Origin of the sequence: uncultured Kocuria sp. (genome assembly GCF_947500125.1) — a bacterium.
GTDB lineage: Bacteria > Actinomycetota > Actinomycetes > Actinomycetales > Micrococcaceae > Kocuria.
Genome location: NZ_CANMRA010000018.1, coordinates 52,365 through 68,829 on the forward strand (window position 1 = coordinate 52,365; position 16,465 = coordinate 68,829).

At 72.4% G+C, this 16,465-nt stretch carries 19 protein-coding genes; 8 read left to right on the top strand and 11 right to left on the bottom strand.

Translation table 11 applies throughout. The annotated features are described in order from the left end of the window. Nucleotides 1–89: 89 nt before the first annotated feature. From madM to Q0817_RS12695, 4 genes are read right to left on the bottom strand one after another with little or no spacing between them, the layout of a single operon-like run. Complete coding sequence (madM, locus tag Q0817_RS12680) at nt 90–854, bottom strand: malonate transporter subunit MadM (protein WP_298588134.1); 765 nt, start codon at nt 852–854, stop codon at nt 90–92. Next, complete coding sequence (madL, locus tag Q0817_RS12685; RefSeq protein WP_298588137.1) at nt 854–1,261, bottom strand: malonate transporter subunit MadL; 408 nt, start codon at nt 1,259–1,261, stop codon at nt 854–856. Before madL ends, madM begins: the two co-directional genes overlap by 1 nt. A 9-nt stretch (nt 1,262–1,270) precedes the next feature. After that, complete coding sequence (locus Q0817_RS12690) at nt 1,271–2,797, bottom strand: AMP-binding protein (protein WP_298588150.1); 1,527 nt, start codon at nt 2,795–2,797, stop codon at nt 1,271–1,273. Further along, entirely contained in the window at nt 2,794–4,071 is a 1,278-nt protein-coding gene (locus tag Q0817_RS12695) for a malonyl-CoA decarboxylase domain-containing protein (protein ID WP_298588163.1), read from the bottom strand. Before Q0817_RS12695 ends, Q0817_RS12690 begins: the two co-directional genes overlap by 4 nt. 132 nt (nt 4,072–4,203) lie before the next feature. On the opposite strand from Q0817_RS12695, the gene Q0817_RS12700 reads away from it, so the two are divergent. From Q0817_RS12700 to Q0817_RS12720, 5 genes are all read left to right on the top strand, one after another. After that, nucleotides 4,204–4,845, top strand: a complete 642-nt coding sequence (locus Q0817_RS12700; protein WP_298588217.1) for a GntR family transcriptional regulator — start codon at nt 4,204–4,206, stop codon at nt 4,843–4,845. After that, nucleotides 4,842–5,171: a DUF3140 domain-containing protein gene (locus tag Q0817_RS12705; RefSeq protein ID WP_298588231.1), complete on the top strand. Its 330-nt coding sequence runs from the start codon at nt 4,842–4,844 to the stop codon at nt 5,169–5,171. The genes Q0817_RS12700 and Q0817_RS12705 overlap by 4 nt, the downstream gene beginning before the upstream one ends. Nucleotides 5,172–5,279: 108 nt before the next feature. Further along, nucleotides 5,280–5,906, top strand: a complete 627-nt coding sequence (locus Q0817_RS12710; RefSeq protein ID WP_298588245.1) for a TetR family transcriptional regulator — start codon at nt 5,280–5,282, stop codon at nt 5,904–5,906. Further along, nucleotides 5,903–7,588: an MDR family MFS transporter gene (locus Q0817_RS12715; protein ID WP_298588280.1), complete on the top strand. Its 1,686-nt coding sequence runs from the start codon at nt 5,903–5,905 to the stop codon at nt 7,586–7,588. Before Q0817_RS12710 ends, Q0817_RS12715 begins: the two co-directional genes overlap by 4 nt. A 202-nt stretch (nt 7,589–7,790) precedes the next feature. After that, nucleotides 7,791–7,994: a DUF2945 domain-containing protein gene (locus tag Q0817_RS12720; RefSeq protein WP_298588292.1), complete on the top strand. Its 204-nt coding sequence runs from the start codon at nt 7,791–7,793 to the stop codon at nt 7,992–7,994. 22 nt (nt 7,995–8,016) lie between these two features. Here the strand turns inward: Q0817_RS12720 and Q0817_RS12725 are convergent, their stop codons facing one another. The 5 genes from Q0817_RS12725 to Q0817_RS12745 form a co-directional block, all read right to left on the bottom strand. Beyond that, a complete protein-coding gene (locus Q0817_RS12725) occupies nt 8,017–8,364 on the bottom strand; it encodes a hypothetical protein (RefSeq protein ID WP_298588299.1) in 348 nt (115 codons plus the stop codon). A 327-nt stretch (nt 8,365–8,691) separates the two neighbouring features. After that, nucleotides 8,692–9,546, bottom strand: coding sequence for a polyphosphate--glucose phosphotransferase (gene ppgK, locus Q0817_RS12730; protein WP_298588305.1), 855 nt, complete (start codon nt 9,544–9,546; stop codon nt 8,692–8,694). A gap of 214 nt (nt 9,547–9,760) precedes the next feature. Beyond that, complete coding sequence (locus Q0817_RS12735; protein WP_298588313.1) at nt 9,761–10,021, bottom strand: Txe/YoeB family addiction module toxin; 261 nt, start codon at nt 10,019–10,021, stop codon at nt 9,761–9,763. Continuing rightward, nucleotides 10,018–10,269 (bottom strand): type II toxin-antitoxin system Phd/YefM family antitoxin, encoded by a 252-nt coding sequence (locus Q0817_RS12740; protein WP_298588325.1) that lies wholly within the window; start codon nt 10,267–10,269, stop codon nt 10,018–10,020. Before Q0817_RS12740 ends, Q0817_RS12735 begins: the two co-directional genes overlap by 4 nt. 45 nt (nt 10,270–10,314) lie before the next feature. After that, nucleotides 10,315–10,902, bottom strand: coding sequence for an XRE family transcriptional regulator (locus Q0817_RS12745; RefSeq protein WP_298588339.1), 588 nt, complete (start codon nt 10,900–10,902; stop codon nt 10,315–10,317). Nucleotides 10,903–10,949: 47 nt separating this feature from the next. Between Q0817_RS12745 and Q0817_RS12750 the strand changes: the two genes are divergently transcribed. Next, on the top strand, nt 10,950–11,807 hold the full coding sequence (locus Q0817_RS12750) for a methyltransferase domain-containing protein (RefSeq protein ID WP_298588354.1): 858 nt from the start codon (nt 10,950–10,952) through the stop codon (nt 11,805–11,807). 26 nt (nt 11,808–11,833) lie between these two features. Continuing rightward, nucleotides 11,834–12,805, top strand: a complete 972-nt coding sequence (locus Q0817_RS12755; RefSeq protein WP_298588369.1) for an NAD(P)/FAD-dependent oxidoreductase — start codon at nt 11,834–11,836, stop codon at nt 12,803–12,805. A 14-nt stretch (nt 12,806–12,819) separates the two neighbouring features. Here Q0817_RS12755 and Q0817_RS12760 read toward each other — a convergent pair whose 3' ends face one another. Next, nucleotides 12,820–13,326, bottom strand: coding sequence for an Lrp/AsnC family transcriptional regulator (locus Q0817_RS12760; RefSeq protein ID WP_298588665.1), 507 nt, complete (start codon nt 13,324–13,326; stop codon nt 12,820–12,822). Between the two features lie 115 nt (nt 13,327–13,441). Here Q0817_RS12760 and ald point away from each other — a divergent pair, with 115 nt between their 5' ends. Beyond that, complete coding sequence (ald, locus tag Q0817_RS12765; RefSeq protein WP_298588385.1) at nt 13,442–14,563, top strand: alanine dehydrogenase; 1,122 nt, start codon at nt 13,442–13,444, stop codon at nt 14,561–14,563. A gap of 124 nt (nt 14,564–14,687) precedes the next feature. On the opposite strand, the gene Q0817_RS12770 is transcribed toward ald, so the two are convergent. Continuing rightward, nucleotides 14,688–16,367 carry an amidohydrolase gene (locus Q0817_RS12770; protein ID WP_298588400.1) on the bottom strand — a complete coding sequence of 560 codons (1,680 nt, stop codon included), beginning with the start codon at nt 16,365–16,367 and terminating at the stop codon, nt 14,688–14,690. Between the last annotated feature and the right edge of the window lie 98 nt (nt 16,368–16,465).

The window sequence follows — 16,465 nt, forward strand, 5'->3', positions numbered from 1 at the left end:
GACCCGAAGCGCCTCCGGCACGAGAGCGTGCCCCCGTCCCGGTCCGGAACGGGGGCACGCTCTCCTGAGCTGCCGGGCAGTCCGGCGGCTCAGCCGCCGGTGAGGAACACCAGGGCGAAGTAGAAGACCGAGGGCACCAGCAGGACCCCCATCCCCGTGAAGAAGGTCGCGGTCATGGCGCCGTAGGGCACGAGCCGCTTGTCGGTGGCGGCCAGTCCGCCGGCCACCCCGGACGTGGTGCCCATCAGCCCGCCGTACGCCATGGCCGACTTGTAGTTGTCGAGCCTGATCAGCGGGGCGATGAACGGCGTGCCGACCATGACGACCACGGACTTGACCAGCCCGGCCGCGACGCTGAGCGCGATGACCTCGCTGCTGGCGCCCAGCGCCGTCCCGGTGACCGGACCGACGATGTAGGTGGCCGCGCCGCCCCCGATGGTCGCCATGCTGACGGGGTCGGTGTACCCGAAGGCGGCGGCGATCGCCGCGCCGACGATGGCCGAGACGAAGACGCCCAGCAGGACGGCGAGCACTCCGGTGACCCCCGCCTTCTTGATCACGGCCAGGTCCACCCCGTAGGCGGTCGAGACGATGGCGAAGTCGCGCAGCATGGAGCCGCCCATGAGGCCGAGGCCGGCGAAGATCGCGATGTCCGCCAGGCCGCGCTCGCCCCCGGTGTGGAGGCCGCCGAAGTAGGCGAGGACGAGACCCACCGTGATGGCGATGGCCGAGCCCTGGAGCCGGCCGCGGGTCAGCTTCCGGGAGAAGTAGTTCGAGACCAGGATGAGCACCCCGACCACGAGGAACGCGAAGACGAGGCCGTTGCCCTCCAGCACTCCGGCGATGACGTCCATCAGGAGACCTCCGCCATCGTCTTGTCCTGCTCCAGGGGAGGCAGCGGCTCCGCCTGCCCTCCGATCCGGGCGAGCACGGGCACCAGCGCGGCCCCGGCGACGATCGCCGCCAGGCCGACCAGCAGCGCCATGGGGCCGCCCGTCACGGCGGAGACCACATTCTGCGTGGCCGCCATGGCCACCACGATCGGGATGTACATCGCACTCCAGAAGAACACCCCGTGCTCGGTCGCCGAGGGCAGCATGCCGGCCCGGCGCATCCGGTGGGTGACGAGGACGAGCAGGACCATCGCGAAGCCGACGCCGCCCACATTGGCGTCGACCCCCATCAACAGTCCCAGGAATTCACCGATGAGCATTCCCGTCAGGAAGCACCCGGCCAGTACTGCTACGCCTGTGATGATCATGGTCGCCCCTCAGCTCCTCGGTCCGGTCGGTGCCTGCTGGAACAGCGCCGCATGCTCCTGGCGCAGCGCTGCCTTCTGGATCTTGCCCATGACGTTCCGCGGCAGCTCCTCGGCGAACTCGACCGTTCGCGGCTGCTTGAACCGCGCCAGGCGCGGCCGGATGGTCTCGAGGATCTCCTCCGCGTCGGCGGGGGCGTCACCCTGAGGGACGACGACGGCGATGGGCGCCTCCCCGAGATCGGGGTGCGGCACGCCGACGACCGCCGACTCCCGCACCGCGGGGTGCTCGTCGATGAGCTCCTCGATCTCCTTGGGATAGATGTTGTAGCCGCCCGAGATGATGAGGTCCTTGTCCCGTCCGACGATGGCGAGATAGCCGTCGTCGTCGATCACGCCCAGGTCCCCGGTGATGAAGTACCCGTCCTCGGTGAACTCCTCGGCGGTCTTCTCCGGCTTGTCCCAGTACTCCCGGAAGACGTTGGGGCCGGCGACCTGGATCGAGCCGACCTCTCCGGCGGGAAGCTCCGTGGTCGTCCCGCGCTCGACCACGCGGATGCTGATGCCCGGCAGGGGCGGACCGACTGTTCCGGCCCTGCGCTCCCCGGCGTACGGGTTGGAGCACATCATGCCGGTCTCGGTCATGCCGTAGCGCTCGAGGATGGCGTGGCCGGTGCGGTCCTGCCACTCGTGGTGGGTCTCCGCGGTCAGGGGTGCGGACCCGCTGACGAACAGCCGCATGGTCCGCGTGCGCTCGGCCGTCAGGTCCGGGTGCCGGAGCAGACGCGTGTAGAACGTGGGCACCCCCATGAGCACCGTGGAGTCGGGCATCAGGTCGAGGACCGCCTGCGGATCGAACTTCGGCAGGAAGTGCATGGTGGCCCCGGTGGTCACCGACATGTTGACGGCCACGAAGAGCCCGTGGATGTGGAAGATCGGCAGCGCGTGGATGAGCACGTCGTCGTGCGTGTACTGCCACGCCTCGGTCAGGGTGGCGCAGTTGCTGGCGAGGTTGCGGTGGGTCAGCACGGCACCCTTGGAGCGCCCGGTCGTGCCCGAGGTGTAGAGGATGGCCGCGGGCGCGTCGAGGTCGACCGCGACCGGGGGCGCCGGGCGGGCGTCCTGCTGCTCGAAGAGCGTGCCGGTCCGGTGGGGGCCCATCGACACGAAGGAGACGCCGTCGGGGCTGCCCCCGGCCAGTTCCTCCTCCTCACCGGGACTGCAGACGAACAGGGCCGGCCGGGAGTCCTCGACGAAGTACTGGAGCTCGCTGCCGGTGTACGCCGTGTTGAGGGGCAGGTAGATCGCGCCGACCCGCAGGGTGGCCAGGTAGAGCGCGATGACCTCGGGCAGCTTCTCGGCCTTGACCGCGACCCGGTCGCCGGGGCGCACGCCGAGCGCGGTCAGGGTTCCGGCGAGCTCCTCGGTCAGCTCGTGCATCGCGGCGTAGGTCAGCCGGCGCCCGTCCGCCTCGACGGTGAGCGCCTTCTCACCGTGCCTTTCCACGGCGTCCTCGAACAGCTGGTGGATGGTCTTCATGTCGTCTCCTCGGTGGTGGTCGGTCGGTGGGCCGCTCCCGCGGCGCGGGACGCCGTCGCGGGGACCCGCTCGGCCTCGGCGCTCTCGCGCTCGGTCCTGTCGCGCTCGTCGCTGTCGCCGGGTGCGTCGTAGAGGTAATTGACCATGAGCCCGAAGGACTGGTCGAGGACGTGCTGCTCTGTGCTCGCGGGCCAGTTGATGCGGTCCAGCACGGCGCCGTTGCGCAGGTGGAACCTGGCCACGCGGTCCAGGGGCCGGCCCCGGCCGTCGGTGCTCTCCAGGAGGTAGCTGCGGGCCGCGGCCACGATCGCCGGCCTAATGGCCTCGACGGCGCCGGCCGGGGCTCCCGGGCGCAGGGCTGCGTCCGCCTCCTCGGCCAGGCGCCTCCCCCCGGTCCCGTCGGCCGGGCCCGCCTCGAGCCACCGGCGGAATCCCGGCACCGGCGAGAGCGTCACGAAGGTGGTGACCTCCGGGTCGTGCCGCCGCACGTGGGAGATCACCTGTTTGATGAGGTGGTTGCCGAACGGGATGCCGCGCAGGCCCGGGAACGTGTTGTTGATGGAGTACAGCGTCGCCACCGTGCGGGAGGAGCTCTGCCGTGCCCGGTCGAGGTCGGTGATGAAGTCCGTCGAGGCGGGGATCTCCTCGGTCACGGCCACCTCGACGAAGATCAGCGGGCGGTCCCCCATGGAGGGGTGCAGGAAGGCGAAGCACTTGCGGTCCGCCGGCTCCAGCCGGGACCGCAGGTCCGCCCAGCCGCCGAGCGGATGCACCGACTCGTACTCGAGGATGTGCTCCACGAGCGAGCTCGGCGAGTGCCAGGAGAGCTCGTGCAGCTTCAGGAAGCCGGCGTTGAACCAGGACCGGAAGAGGTGCAGGAAGTCCTGGTCCACGGGTTCGAGCTCCGGGTGCTCGGCCAGCACCTCCAGGAAGCGCGAGCGCATGGACACGAGGCGGAAGGTGCCGTCCTCGGCGAGGTTCAGGGCCCGCAGCAGCGCCTGGCGCGGCGACTCGCTGGCGGCGTGCAGCTGCTGGGCCGACTGCTGGGTGGGGGCGTCCCGCCAGCGGGCGATGGCGTCGTCGACGGCGGACGGGGCCGCCGTCAGATCGCCGTGGAGGTAGTGGAAGAACGCGGCCTGCCCCTCGGGGGCGAGCCCCTCGAACTCGTCCAGCACGGAGGAGGCCAGGGTCGGCTTGAAGTGGCCGTCGCCGACGTCGAGCAGCGCGGCGCACTGCTCGGTCAGCTGCCGGGGCAGGTGGGGTGCGGCGTCCATGATCAGCTCCTGAGCGGGATGATGTATATATCTCGTGCGCTGTTGTATATAAGAGGGAACTGTAGAGCATTCGTGTGAGCTGCGCCACAGTCCGGCTGGGATAGATTTGGACCACGCGTCGAAGGAGCAACGATGACCGAAGCCGTGCGTGTGCGGCGGGGCCTGGAGGAGGCCATCGTCGCCGGCCGCTATCGACCGGGCGACAAGCTGGACCTGACGAGCATCTCCGCGGAGTACGGGTGCTCCCGCACCCCGATCCGCGACGCGCTCCAGCACCTGAGCAACTCGGGGATGGTGCAGATCCGGCCCAAGCACGGGACGTTCGTCTCCCGCCTGAGCGTGCGCGAGCTCGCGGAGCGGTTCGAGGTCATGGCGGACCTGGAGGGCCTCTGCGCCGAGCTGGCCGCCCGGAGGATGCCCCCCGAGGCGGCCGCGGAGATGACCGCGGGGCTCGAGGCCTGCCGGCGGTTCGTGCAGGAGGAGGACCCGGACGGCTACTACGACGCCAACAGTCGCTTCCACCGGGCGATCTACGCAGGCTCCGGCAACGAGTTCCTGCGCGCCGAGACGGAGAAGCTGCAGGGCGCCCTGGAGGTCTACCGCCGCCTCCAGCTGCGCGTGGGCGACCGGATGACCAGGAGCCTGGACGAGCACCAGGCGATCGCGGAGGCCATCCTGACGCACGACCCGGAGGCGGCCCGGGCGCGGGCGCGGGCGCACGTGAAGATCCAGGGTGACGAGTACACCGAGCTGGTCCTGAGGAGCGAGGCATGAGCGACAGCGGCGACACCACCGGCCACGACTTCGACGAGGCCGTCAATATGACGGCCGGACAGCTCTCGACGTGGCTGGACACCGAGGAGTCCACCTCGGTGGGCCAGGACGACGGCGGGGAGTCGGTGGGCCACCGCTCCGGGCGGCGCATCGTGGAGATCCTGCGCACGCCGCAGGGTGAGCGCACCGACGCCGACCGGGAGCACATGCGCAAGGTCGTCGGCTACGTCCACCGCCACCTGGCCCAGCGGCCCGACGGGGACGTGCGCGAGACCCGGTGGCGGTACTCCCTCATGAACTGGGGCCACGACCCGCTGAAGGACTGAACCGGAGGGGCTGAGCCGGAGGGCTGGGCCCGCGCCGTCGGGAGCGGGCCGTCACCCCTCGCGAATATTGCAGTTGTGCAAAACGTGCAGAACTGCAAGAATATGGGCGTGAACGACACGTCCCCTCCCACCCTGCGCGCCCGCAAGAAGGCCGAGACCTGGTCCGCCATCCACGAGGCGGCCGCCGCCCTCGCGGTCGAGCACGGGGTCGACGGCACCACCGTGGAGGCGGTCGCCGCCGCGGCCGGCGTCTCCCCGCGCACCTTCTTCAACTACTTCCCCGCCAAGGAGGACGCCGTCCTGGGCATGCGGGCCCCCTCGCTGGACCCGGAGCTGCTGGAGGGGTTCTCCCTCGAGCACGACCTGCTGGGCCAGGTCTCGCGCCTGCTGCTGGCCGTGTCCCGCAGCGCCTACGCGGGCCCGGACGCGGAGCGGCGCCGGAAGCTGCTGCAGGACCACCCGAGCCTGGGCCGCCGCCGGCACGAGCTGATGCTCGAGGCCGAGGCCCTGGTGCGCCACACCCTCGCGGAGCTGCTGGCCCGGGAGCCGGAGTGGTCGGCCGGGATCGGGGAGCACCGCGTGGACGAGGTCGCCCGGATGCTGGTCCTGCTCGGCGGCGTCCCGCTGCGCTTCGCCATCACCGCCGAGGGCTACTCCCCGGCGCGGGGACTGCCGACCGAGGACCACGAGTCGGCGCTCACCCTCCTCCACCGCCTCCAGGAGAAGCTCTCATGACCCGCACCCCCGCGCACCGGGCCGAACCGGCCGGCGGCTCCCGGCACCTCGTGCTGCTCTTCGTCGGCCTGATGCTCTCCATGCTGCTGGCCGCCCTGAACCAGACCGTGCTCAGCACCGCCCTGCCCACGATCGTGGGGGAGCTCAACGGCGTCGACGAGATGCTGTGGGTGATCACCGCCTACATCCTGGCCTCGACGATCATGATGCCCGTGTACGGCAAGCTCGGGGACCTCATGGGCCGCAAACCCCTGCTGCTGGGCGCGATCCTGGTCTTCATGGCCGGCTCCGTCGTCGGCGCGCTCGCCGGCACCATCGAGGTCCTCATCGCGGCCCGCGCGATCCAGGGGCTCGGCGGCGGCGGGCTGATCATCCTCTCCCAGGCCGCCATCGCGGACGTGGTCCCCGCCCGGGAGCGCGGCAAGTACATGGGCGTCATGGGCGGAGTCTTCGCCCTCGCCTCGGTGGCCGGTCCGCTGCTGGGCGGATTCTTCACCGAGGGACCCGGCTGGCGCTGGGTCTTCTGGATCAACATCCCGCTCGGGCTGCTGGCGCTGGCCGGAGCCGTCCTATTCCTCAAGCTCCCCCGGCACAGCGGCCGGCCGCGCCTGGACATCGGCGGCATGGCGCTGCTGGCCGTGGCCACGACCTGCCTGGTCCTGTTCGCCACGTGGGGCGGCGGCAAGTACGCCTGGACCGACCCCGTGATCCTCGGCCTCATCGCCGGGACGCTCGTGACCTCCGCGGCCTTCGTGGCCGTGGAGCGGCGCACCGCCGAGCCGATCATCCCGATGCACCTGTTCCGCGAGCGCAACTTCGTCCTCACCACCCTGGCCGGGCTGCTCACCGGCGTGGCGATGTTCGGGGCCCTCGGCTACCTGCCCACCTACCTGCAGATGGTCTTCGGCATCGACGCCACCCGCTCCGGGCTGCTGATGGTGCCGATGATGGGCACCCTGCTCGTAACCTCCGTGCTCGCCGGGCGGGCGGTGAGCCGGACGGGCCGCTACAAGTGGCTGCCGGTGGCCGGCAGCGCGATCGTGGCCGTGGCCATGGGCCTGCTCGCGACCCTGACCTCCGAGCAGGGCGTGTGGCACGTGTGCCTCTACATCGCGGTCCTGGGCCTCGGCCTGGGCCTGTCCATGCAGGTGCTGGTGCTGATCGTGCAGAACACCTTCCCGCTGCGGCAGGTCGGCACCGCCACCGCGGCGAACAACTTCTTCCGCCAGATCGGCGCCACCCTGGGCTCGGGCGTGGTCGGCAGCGTCTTCGCGGGCCGACTGGCCGATCTGCTGGCCGAGCGCCTGCCGGCGGCCGCGCTCGAGAGCGGCGCGGGCGGGACCAACTCACTCACCCCTGCCGTGGTCGCCTCGCTCCCCCAGGCGATTCAGGACCCCATCGTGACCTCCTACAACGATGCCCTGACCCCCATCTACCTGTGGATCATGCCCCTGGGGCTGCTGGCGGCCGCCCTGCTGTGCTTCGTGACCGAGAAGCCGCTGGCCACGACGATCGAGCAGGACGTCGAGCCCGAGGCGCTCACCGAGGGCCGCCTCGTGGGCACCGCCGGCCGGCCTGCCGACCGGCGGACCGGCGACGAGGACCGGGACACCGGGGGACGCGGTGCCGGCGCATCGCGCGAGGGCACGGCAGTCCGCGAACCCGCCGCCTCCGCCCGGTAGCCGGCGGCGCGGCAGTGGTGGCCCGGCCGGCGTGACCGGCTCGCGCCCTGCGCCCGCGGACGCTCGCCAGGGCTCCGATCCGTCGGTAGGTTGGGCCCCACACCCGGGAGTGCCCGGCCGCCGAGGGCGTGCCGCGGCGGCCGGGACCGGCGCGAGGGTGCACGGACGCCGGCGCGGACGAGCACGGGAGAAGGAGCAGCTGATGGGTCTGAGCAAGGGCACCAAGGTCACGTGGAACACCCCGCAGGGCACCACCGAGGGCACCGTGGTCGAGAAGAGGACCGAGGACTTCGAGTTCGACGGCCGCACGTACCGCGCGAGCACGGACGATCCGCACTACATCGTGGAGTCCGCCGACACCGGGGCCCGTGCGACCCACAAGTCGGACGCCCTGACCGAGGCGTGACGCCGCGGGCCGGGCAAGGCGCTCAGTCGCGGACGCCGGGCGTGCCCCAGACGAACGGGCCGAAGGACGGGCCGACCGGTTCGAGGTACTCGACGTCGGCCGCCGGGATCAGGGCGCCCGGGGTGTAGCCGTCGACCTCGCAGCGGACCAGCACGACCATCCCGAGCTCGACCGGCTCGTAGGGGGCGCACAGCACCGCCTCACCGGCGCGGAGGTTCAGGCCGGCGCGGTCGGTGCGCATGCGGTACCGGGCGACATGGGAGACGGTGATCGACGCGACCGGCTCGATGGCCGGGCCCACGCCGATGCCCGGGAGGACGTCGAGGGGACCGGTGTCGTCGGGAACGGGGCTCAGTGCGGAAAGGCTCATGGCGGGGATCTCCAGTCGTGCGAGCGCATCGGGACCTGCGGACGGTCCCGGTGCCGGGCGGGGTGCTCGACGACGCTGTCCTTGTCCATGGTAGAGATCCACGTCACACAGGGGAAGCACCCTTTGCATCGGTCCACGGCCCACCGGCCGGGGTGCACGAACTTTCAGGCAGCGGCGGGCCGCGCCTCGCACAGGTCCCACCGCCCGGCGGCCGACCCCCTTCTCACCAGTGCTGACGCAAGACGTCGTCGACCGTGACGCACGGAACGCCCCGATGGCGGGGGCGCGGCCGCGGGGGACAGCAGGGGCTGGTCGTCCCGGACCGGCTCAGCGGACTCCGAGGAGGCGGTCCGCCCGCACCACCCCGAGGTGCGCCTGGCGGCCGGCGCCGACGATGCCGGCGGCGTTGCGCAGCTGCGCGGGGGCCACCCGCGCGCGCAGCCGCAGGTGGGGCAGGAACTCCTGGTGCCGCTCGCTGATCCCCCCGCCGAGGACGATCAGGTCCGGCGAGATCAGGCGCTCGAGGTGGGACAGGTAGCGCTGGAGCCGGTCCGTGTAGGTCGGCCAGTCCAGGGCCTCCTCCATCCGGGCGGAGGCGCCGGCCCAGCCGTCGACGTCCCGGCCGTCCAGCCACACGTGCCCAAACTCGCTGTTGGGGATCAGCTCCCCGTCCAGGAACAGGGCCGAGCCGATCCCGGTGCCCAGCGTGATCACCAGCACCGTGCCGTCGGCATCGCGGGCGGCGCCGAAGCGCACCTCGGCCAGCCCGGCGGCGTCGGCGTCGTTGAGCACCGCGACCTCGCGCCCCAGCCCGGTGGCGAGCAGCTCCCGGGCGTCCGCGCCGATCCAGGAGTCGTCGAGGTGAGCGGCCGAGCGGGCGATGCCGTGGTCGATGATGGCCGGGACGCCCACACCGACCCCGGCCACGGGTCCGCCCCGCTGCGGCGCACCCTCCAGTTTCTCCAGGACCCCGCGCAGGACGGCCACCACCGCCGCCGGGGTCGCCGGCGCCGGCGTGGGCACCCGGCGGACCGGGCCGACGGTGGTCCCGCGGACCGGGTCCACGACCGCGTACTTGATGGTCGTCCCGCCGATGTCCACACCGAGACAGCGGGCGTCGTCGTCGCCGGAGACGGACGGGACGGTCGGGGGCGTCCGGAGGGACGGCAGGGCACAGGTCATCTCACGGTCCTGGATCGAGGTGGGAGCGGCGCGCCCTCGCGCGGGCGGCGCCTGTTCGACTGTACAACCGGGCGGGGACGGCAATTATTCGCGTCGGCCCCGCTCCCCGGCCGCCTCGATCGGCCCGGCCCGGCCGTTCCTGCCGCGCAGTGCGGGCCGTGGGGGCGATCGAGAACCTGGAGGACGAGCCGGCGCGCCGCTCCGGCCGAGGCACTCAGGAGCCGTAGTGGTACCGGCAGGCCGCGATGCGTATCTCGTCATCGGCGATGCGGTACACCAGCCGGTGCTCGTCGGTGATCCGGCGGGACCAGTAGCCCTGGAACCCATGCTTGAGGGTCTCCGGCTTGCCGATCCCCTCGTTGCCGTTGCGGGCGATGTCGCGCAGCAGCGTGTTGATGCGCTTCAGGGTCTTCCGGTCCTGGGCCTGCCACCATTCATAGTCGGCCCAGGCGTCCTCGTCCCAGACGTACTTCACTCGGCAGGGTCGTGCTCGACGCCGCCACCGGACTCGAGGCGCTCGATCGAGGCCAGCAACCGCCGGGCGTTGGCCGGATTCCGCAGCAGGTAGGCGCTCTCCTTGAGCGACTCGTACTCGTCCAGCGCAACGATGACCACCGGCTCGTGACCGGCCCGGGTGATGACGACTTCCTCGCGGTCGTCGACGACCGCGTCCAGGGTTGCGGCGTAGTGGGCCCGCGATTCCGAGTAGGACATGGTGCGCATGGCGCCCCCTTTCGACGTACAGAATATTGTACCAGTGGTGCCGCCCTACGCCGAGGGCCCGTCGTCGCTCTGCAGGTGGGCGCGCTCGCCGTCGTGGTCGAGCACGGTGAGGATCTCCACCGGCCCGCCCTGCGCCACGATGGCGTGCGGGACCATCGTGGAGAACTGCGCCGCCTGACCGGCCTCGACCACGACGACCCGCTCCCCCAGGTGCAGGCGGGCGGTCCCGGAGAGCACGGTGAACCAGTCCCGGCCCGGGTGCACCGCCAGCCGCTCCGGCGCGGGGGGCCGGCCCGGCAGGATGCGCATCTTGGCCACGGTCATCCCGTGCAGGGCCCGCTCGGAGGAGAGCAGCCACGTGGTCAGCCCCGGCGTGCTGCTGGGCTGCGGGCGGATCACCACGTCCTCATCCTCGGGGGACTCGACGAGCTGGTCGAGCGAGGTGTCGAGCGCCCGGGCGATGGGCACCAGCTGGTCGAGCGCGATCCTGCGGTGCCCGGTCTCGAGCCGGCTCAGCGTGGACGGGCTGAGGTGGCACCGGGCCGCGAGGGCGTCCAGGGACCAGCCGCGGGCCAGTCGCAGACCGCGGATGCGCCGGCGGATCACGGCGTCCAGGTCGAGTTCTTGCGTCATAGGCAAGAGTCTATGCCATTAGGACATTCCTCGCCTACCGTGGAGGCATGACACCGCACGCTTCCCCGCACCCGACGGCGGGGCGCCACCCCCACTCCGAGCGGCACGACGACGACGGACTGGCCGAGCTGCTCGAGCTGGACGCCGAGATCCTGGGCCCGCTGCTGGAGGAGGTGCTCGACTGGGTCGCCCCGCACGTCCGCGGCGCACCGCGCACGGTCGCGGACATCGGCGCGGGAACAGGCCCCGGCAGCCGGCTCCTGGGCCGCCGTTTCCCGTCGGCGCAGATCGTCGCGATCGACCGGTCGGCCTCGAGGCTCGAGCGGCTCCGCGCCACGGCCGGCGCACCGGGCCTGTCGGACCGGATCCGCACGGTGCAGGCCGATCTGGACACCGCCTGGCCCGAGATCGGGGCGGTCGACCTCGCTTGGGCGGCCTCCTCGCTGCACGAGCTCGCCGCGCCGGACCGGCTGCTGCGCGAGCTCCACGCCAGGATGCGCCCCGGCGGTCTCCTCGTGGTCGTGGAGATGGACGCGCTGCCGCGGTTCGTGCCCGAGGACATCGGGATCGGCCGCCCGGGCCTGGAGCGCCGCTGCCACGAGGTCCTCGCCCGGGCGCACTGGAACGCCTTCCCCGAGTGGGGACCCCGCCTCGAGGAGGCCGGCTTCCGGCTCGCGGGGCGGCGCCGGTTCGGCGTCGAGGCACGGCCGGCCCCACCCGGCACAGGACGCTGGGCGCACCACTCGTTCCGCCGCGCCCTCCCGGTCCTCGCCGACCGGCTGGCCGCCGACGACCTGCTCGCCCTCGAGCACCTGCTCACCGAGGACGCCCCCGGAGGGCTTCTGCACCGGGAGGACCTGGTGCTGCGCGCCGGACGGATCGTCTGGGCGGCGCACCGGGCATGAACCACCAGCACGAGAGGACCCGGACCATGAACAGCATGTCCGCGCACGACGTCGTCGTCGTCGGAGGCGGCGCCGCCGGCCTGAGCGCCGCCTCCGCCCTGGCGCGCTCCCTGCGCTCGGTGGTCGTGGTGGACGCGGGCGAACCCCGCAACGCCCCGGCCGGCGGCGCGCACAACCTCCTCGGCCGGGAGGGGATCCCGCCGCTCGAGCTGCTGGCCACCGGCCGGCGGGAGGCGGAGCAGTACGGGGCGGAGATCGTCCGGGACCGCGCCGTCACCGCCCGGGCCGAGGAGGGCGGGTTCACGGTCGGTCTCGCCGGCGGCGGCGTGCTGCGCGCGCGGCGGCTGCTGCTCGCCTCCGGGCTGGTCGACGAGCTCCCCGACGTGCCCGGCGTGGCCGAGCTGTGGGGGCGGAGCGTGCTGCACTGCCCGTACTGCCACGGGTGGGAGGTCCGAGGGAAGCGCATCGGCGTGCTCGGCGCGGGGCCCATGAGCATCCACCAGACGCTGCTGTTCCGGCAGCTCAGCGAGGACGTCACCTTCTTCCCGCACCGGATGCCCGATCCCGGCACCGAAGCCTGGGAGCAGCTCTCCGCCCTCGGGGTCCGGGTCGCCGAGGGGCTCCTGCGGCGGCTGCGCACCGAGGAGGACGTGCTGCGCGCCGTGGTCCTCGACGACGGGCAGGAGGTCCCTGTGGACGCCGTGGTCGTGGCGCCCCGGTTCGTGGCGCGGGCCGAGCTGTACGAGCAGCTCGGCGGCACCCTGACCGACCACCCCGCGGGGGCGCTCATCGCCACGGGACCGATGGGCAGCACCGAGGTCCCCGGGGTGTGGGCGGCCGGCAACGCCGGCGACCTCTCGGCCATGGTCTCCTCCGCCGCGGGAGCGGGGGTCGGCGCGGCCGCGGCGATCAACGCGGACCTCGTGGCCGAGGACGCGGCCGCCGCCGTGCGGGCACAGGCAAAGCGGTCCACGATCGGCACCTCCCGCCGCCCCTGAGGGGCGGACCGGGATCAGAGCTCCACGGACCCCTGCACGTGCTCGAACACGAGACTGGTCTGCGTGGCCGCCACGGCCTGGTTGGAGGACAGGTGCTCGAGCACGAACTGGCGGATGTGGTCGGTGTCCCGGGCGGTGACGTGGATGAGGAAGTCGTCCGAGCCCGCCAGGAAGAAGAACTGGGACACCTCCGGCACCGATTTCAGCCCCTCGCCGAACGCGGACATCAGGTGCCGGGCCCCGGGCCGCAGGCGCACGCTGATCAGGGCCTCGATGGTGCGCCCGAGCGCCCGCGGCTCCACCTCCACGGTGAACCGGCGGATCACGCCGGTGCGCTGCAGGTTCTTCATCCGTGCCAGGCACGTGGACGGGGCGACGCCGAGGGCCTCACTGAGGGCCTGGTTGGTCATCCGGGAGTTCTCCCGCAGCAGGGCCAGCAGCCGCCGGTCCAGGTCGTCCAGCTCCTCGGCCGGGCGCTGATCCTGCGGCGCACGCCGTGTGATGCGGGTCACGTTCTCCATCATTTCCCCAGTTCTCCGGTGATTGCCGAAGGATCGTCGAAAGACCCCACGAAAGCGGCGAGAAACCGTAGCTTGATGTCACCCAGTCTACGTTTCCTGCGGAAGAAGGCTCCCGATGATCGTCTCCGTCCCCCGTGAAGTGAAGAACAACGAGTTCCGGGTGGCCATCACCGCCTCCGGGGTGCACGAACTGGCCGCCCACGGCCACCAGGTCCTCGTGGAGGCCGGCGCCGGCACCGGCTCGGGCATCGCGGACGAGGACTACGCCGCGGCCGGGGCCGAGCTCGTGGCCGACGCCGACGAGCTGTGGGCCCGAGCCGACCTGGTGCTGAAGGTCAAGGAGCCGATCGCCTCCGAGTACCACCGGTTCCGGCAGGGGCTGGTGCTGTTCACCTACCTGCACCTGGCCGCCGAGCCCGAGCTCACCGCCGCGCTGCTGGAGTCCGGGGTCACCGCCATCGCCTACGAGACCGTCCAGACCGCCGACCGGCGCCTGCCGCTGCTGGCCCCGATGAGCGAGGTCGCCGGCCGGCTCTCCGTGCAGGCCGGGGCCGCGGCCCTGACCGCTCCCGCCGGGGGCAAGGGCGTGCTGCTGGGCGGTGTCCCGGGGGTGCGCCCGGCCCAGGTCGCCGTGATCGGCGCCGGGGTGGCCGGCACCAACGCCGCCGCGATGGCCGTGGGCCTGGGCGCCGACGTCACCGTCCTGGACGTGAACGTGGACCGGCTGCGGCAGCTCGACGAGCTGTACGCCGGGCGGCTGCGCACCGTCGCCTCCAACACCCTGGAGATCGAGCGGTCGGTGACCGAGGCGGACCTCGTCGTCGGCTCCGTGCTGATCCCCGGGGCGAAGGCACCGAAGCTGGTCACCAACGCCATGGTCGCGGCCATGAAGCCGGGCAGCGTGCTCGTGGACATCGCGGTGGACCAGGGCGGGTGCTTCGAGGACAGCCGCCCGACCACCCACCAGGACCCGGTCTTCCCGGTGCACGACACGCTGTTCTACTGCGTGGCGAACATGCCCGGCGCGGTGCCGAACACCTCGACCTACGCCCTGACCAACGTCACCCTGCGCTACGCGACCGCTCTCGCCGGCCGTGGCGTGGCCGCGGCGCTGGCCGCCGACCCGGCCCTGGCCGCGGGGCTGAACACCATGGCCGGCCACGTGACCCACCGTTCCGTCAGCGAGGCCCACGGTCTGGCGTACACCGACCGCGCGGACCTCGTGCCCGCCGCCTGAGTCCCCGCCCGGGCCATGGGCGTCAGCCGGGGCGGCAGCCGCCCTGGTCACCCTGCCCACGCTCCTGCTGCTGATGCCCGGGCTCGGCCGACTGCTGGGCCGAGCCGCAGCCGGGTCGCGGTCCTCACCCCTGCACGTCGAAGGCCGCCTCCAGCTCGTGCACCTTCCTCCCCTCGAACCACGTCTCGAGCACCCGGGTCCGGTGGATGTCCTCCGGGGCCACCTGGAAGAGGTCCTGGTCCACCACGATGAAGTCCGCGGAGCAACCCTCCCGCAGCATCCCCGCCACCCCGCCCAGGCCCATGGCTTCGGCAGGGTTGCGGGTGAAGGCGGCGACGGCCTCCTCCACGGGGAGGCTCTGCGCCGGGTTGAGCGCGCCGGGAACGCCGGGGTCCGGGTTGCTGCGAGTCACCAGGGCCTGCAGGCCCGTCCACGGATCCGGTGACGGCAGGGCGCACGGCCAGTCCGAGCCGGCCGAGAGCAGCGCCCCGCTCTCCAGGAGATCCCGGGTGGGCCAGCTGGCCTCCACGATCTCGGCGGGGATCTGCTTGGCGATGGACTCCTGGATGACGGAGGGGAACCAGATGTAGGGCGAGGCGTCCGGCACCACCTGGAGCTCGGCGAAGCGCGGCAGGTCCGCGGGGTCGATGTACTCGACGTGGGCGATGTGGAAGATCGGCCCGAAGCCGTGCCGGCGGCGGACCGTCTCGACGGCGTCGAGGACCCTGCGCACCGCGGCGTCGCCGGTCGCGTGGAGCTTGCCGTGGTGCCCGCGGTCGTAGCACTGCTCCAGCGCCTCGACGAGCTCCTCCTCGGTCCACAGCGGCTCGCCCGTGTGGTGCGGGTCGTCGTCGTGGTGGTGGCAGAGGTACGGCGTGAGCATGGCGGAGGTGCGCGTCATCGGGACGCCGTCGAGCACGAACTTCACGAAGTCGGGCCGCACGTGGGTGCTGCGGTACTTCCCACTGGCCTCGAGCAGCTCCTGCCCCACGGTGCCGGCCTCGATGAACTCGCGGGCCGGCATCGAGCAGACCACCCAGGAGGTGATCTCCCCGCTGTCGTCGAGCCGATGCAGGGCCTCGAGCGCGTACTCCATCGTCGCCGCGTCCTGGACGGCGGTGATGCCGTAGGAGTTCAGGGTCCGCAGCGCGGTCCGCAGCGCCTCCGTGTTGTACTCGACCGGGTCCGTCAGGGACGCCGCGGCGGCGGCCTCGGCCTTCGAGCACGCCAGTTCGTGCAGCACGCCGGTGAGGGCACCGGACGCGTCCCGGACGTAGGTGCCGCCGTCCGGGTCCGGGGTGTCCGGGCCGACACCCATCAGCTCGAGGGCGCGGGAGCTGACCCAGCGGTTGTGCATGGAGTCGTCTCGCAGCAGCACCGGTCGCCCTCCGGCGGCCGCGTCCAGGGCGGCGAGATCCTCGGTGTTCATGATGTCGTCCATGACCGTGGCGCCCACGATGCCGCCGACGACCCACTCGCCCGGGCCCAGCCGCTCGGCCCAGGTGCGCACCTTCTCCAGCACCGCGTCCTTCGGATCGGTGGGCAGCAGCGGGAGCTCCCAGGCCAGCTGCCGCCCGCCGAGCCCCAGATGCGCGTGGACGTCGCAGAAGCCGGGCAGGACCAGTCCGTCGGCCCGGACCACGGGGAGCGCCTCCCCCACGACGGCGCGCACCTGCGCCTCCGTGCCGACCGCTCGGATCCTTCCATCGACGACGGCGAACGCCTCCGCCCACGGGTTCTGCGGGTCGCCGGTCCAGATCTTGTCCGCGGTGACGATGACATCGGTGGGTGCTTCAACGGCCATGCCTGCTCCTCGTGCCTGCGACGGTTCGTGTCGAGAGTGGTGTCCGACAGTCTGTCCGCGTCGTCGGCCGCGGCGGTTGGACGTGCGCGCACGGCGGT

Coding starts and splice junctions, on each gene's coding strand:
- Q0817_RS12760 (WP_298588665.1), bottom strand. CDS start 13,326: ATGGAGAACGTGACCCGCATCACACGGCGTGCGCCGCAGGATCAGCGC.
- Q0817_RS12695 (WP_298588163.1), bottom strand. CDS start 4,071: ATGGACGCCGCACCCCACCTGCCCCGGCAGCTGACCGAGCAGTGCGCC.
- Q0817_RS12740 (WP_298588325.1), bottom strand. CDS start 10,269: ATGCGCACCATGTCCTACTCGGAATCGCGGGCCCACTACGCCGCAACC.
- Q0817_RS12770 (WP_298588400.1), bottom strand. CDS start 16,367: ATGGCCGTTGAAGCACCCACCGATGTCATCGTCACCGCGGACAAGATC.
- Q0817_RS12720 (WP_298588292.1), top strand. CDS start 7,791: ATGGGTCTGAGCAAGGGCACCAAGGTCACGTGGAACACCCCGCAGGGC.
- ald (WP_298588385.1), top strand. CDS start 13,442: ATGATCGTCTCCGTCCCCCGTGAAGTGAAGAACAACGAGTTCCGGGTG.
- Q0817_RS12725 (WP_298588299.1), bottom strand. CDS start 8,364: ATGAGCCTTTCCGCACTGAGCCCCGTTCCCGACGACACCGGTCCCCTC.
- madM (WP_298588134.1), bottom strand. CDS start 854: ATGGACGTCATCGCCGGAGTGCTGGAGGGCAACGGCCTCGTCTTCGCG.
- Q0817_RS12715 (WP_298588280.1), top strand. CDS start 5,903: ATGACCCGCACCCCCGCGCACCGGGCCGAACCGGCCGGCGGCTCCCGG.
- ppgK (WP_298588305.1), bottom strand. CDS start 9,546: ATGACCTGTGCCCTGCCGTCCCTCCGGACGCCCCCGACCGTCCCGTCC.
- Q0817_RS12705 (WP_298588231.1), top strand. CDS start 4,842: ATGAGCGACAGCGGCGACACCACCGGCCACGACTTCGACGAGGCCGTC.
- madL (WP_298588137.1), bottom strand. CDS start 1,261: ATGATCATCACAGGCGTAGCAGTACTGGCCGGGTGCTTCCTGACGGGA.
- Q0817_RS12750 (WP_298588354.1), top strand. CDS start 10,950: ATGACACCGCACGCTTCCCCGCACCCGACGGCGGGGCGCCACCCCCAC.
- Q0817_RS12745 (WP_298588339.1), bottom strand. CDS start 10,902: ATGACGCAAGAACTCGACCTGGACGCCGTGATCCGCCGGCGCATCCGC.
- Q0817_RS12690 (WP_298588150.1), bottom strand. CDS start 2,797: ATGAAGACCATCCACCAGCTGTTCGAGGACGCCGTGGAAAGGCACGGT.
- Q0817_RS12700 (WP_298588217.1), top strand. CDS start 4,204: ATGACCGAAGCCGTGCGTGTGCGGCGGGGCCTGGAGGAGGCCATCGTC.
- Q0817_RS12755 (WP_298588369.1), top strand. CDS start 11,834: ATGAACAGCATGTCCGCGCACGACGTCGTCGTCGTCGGAGGCGGCGCC.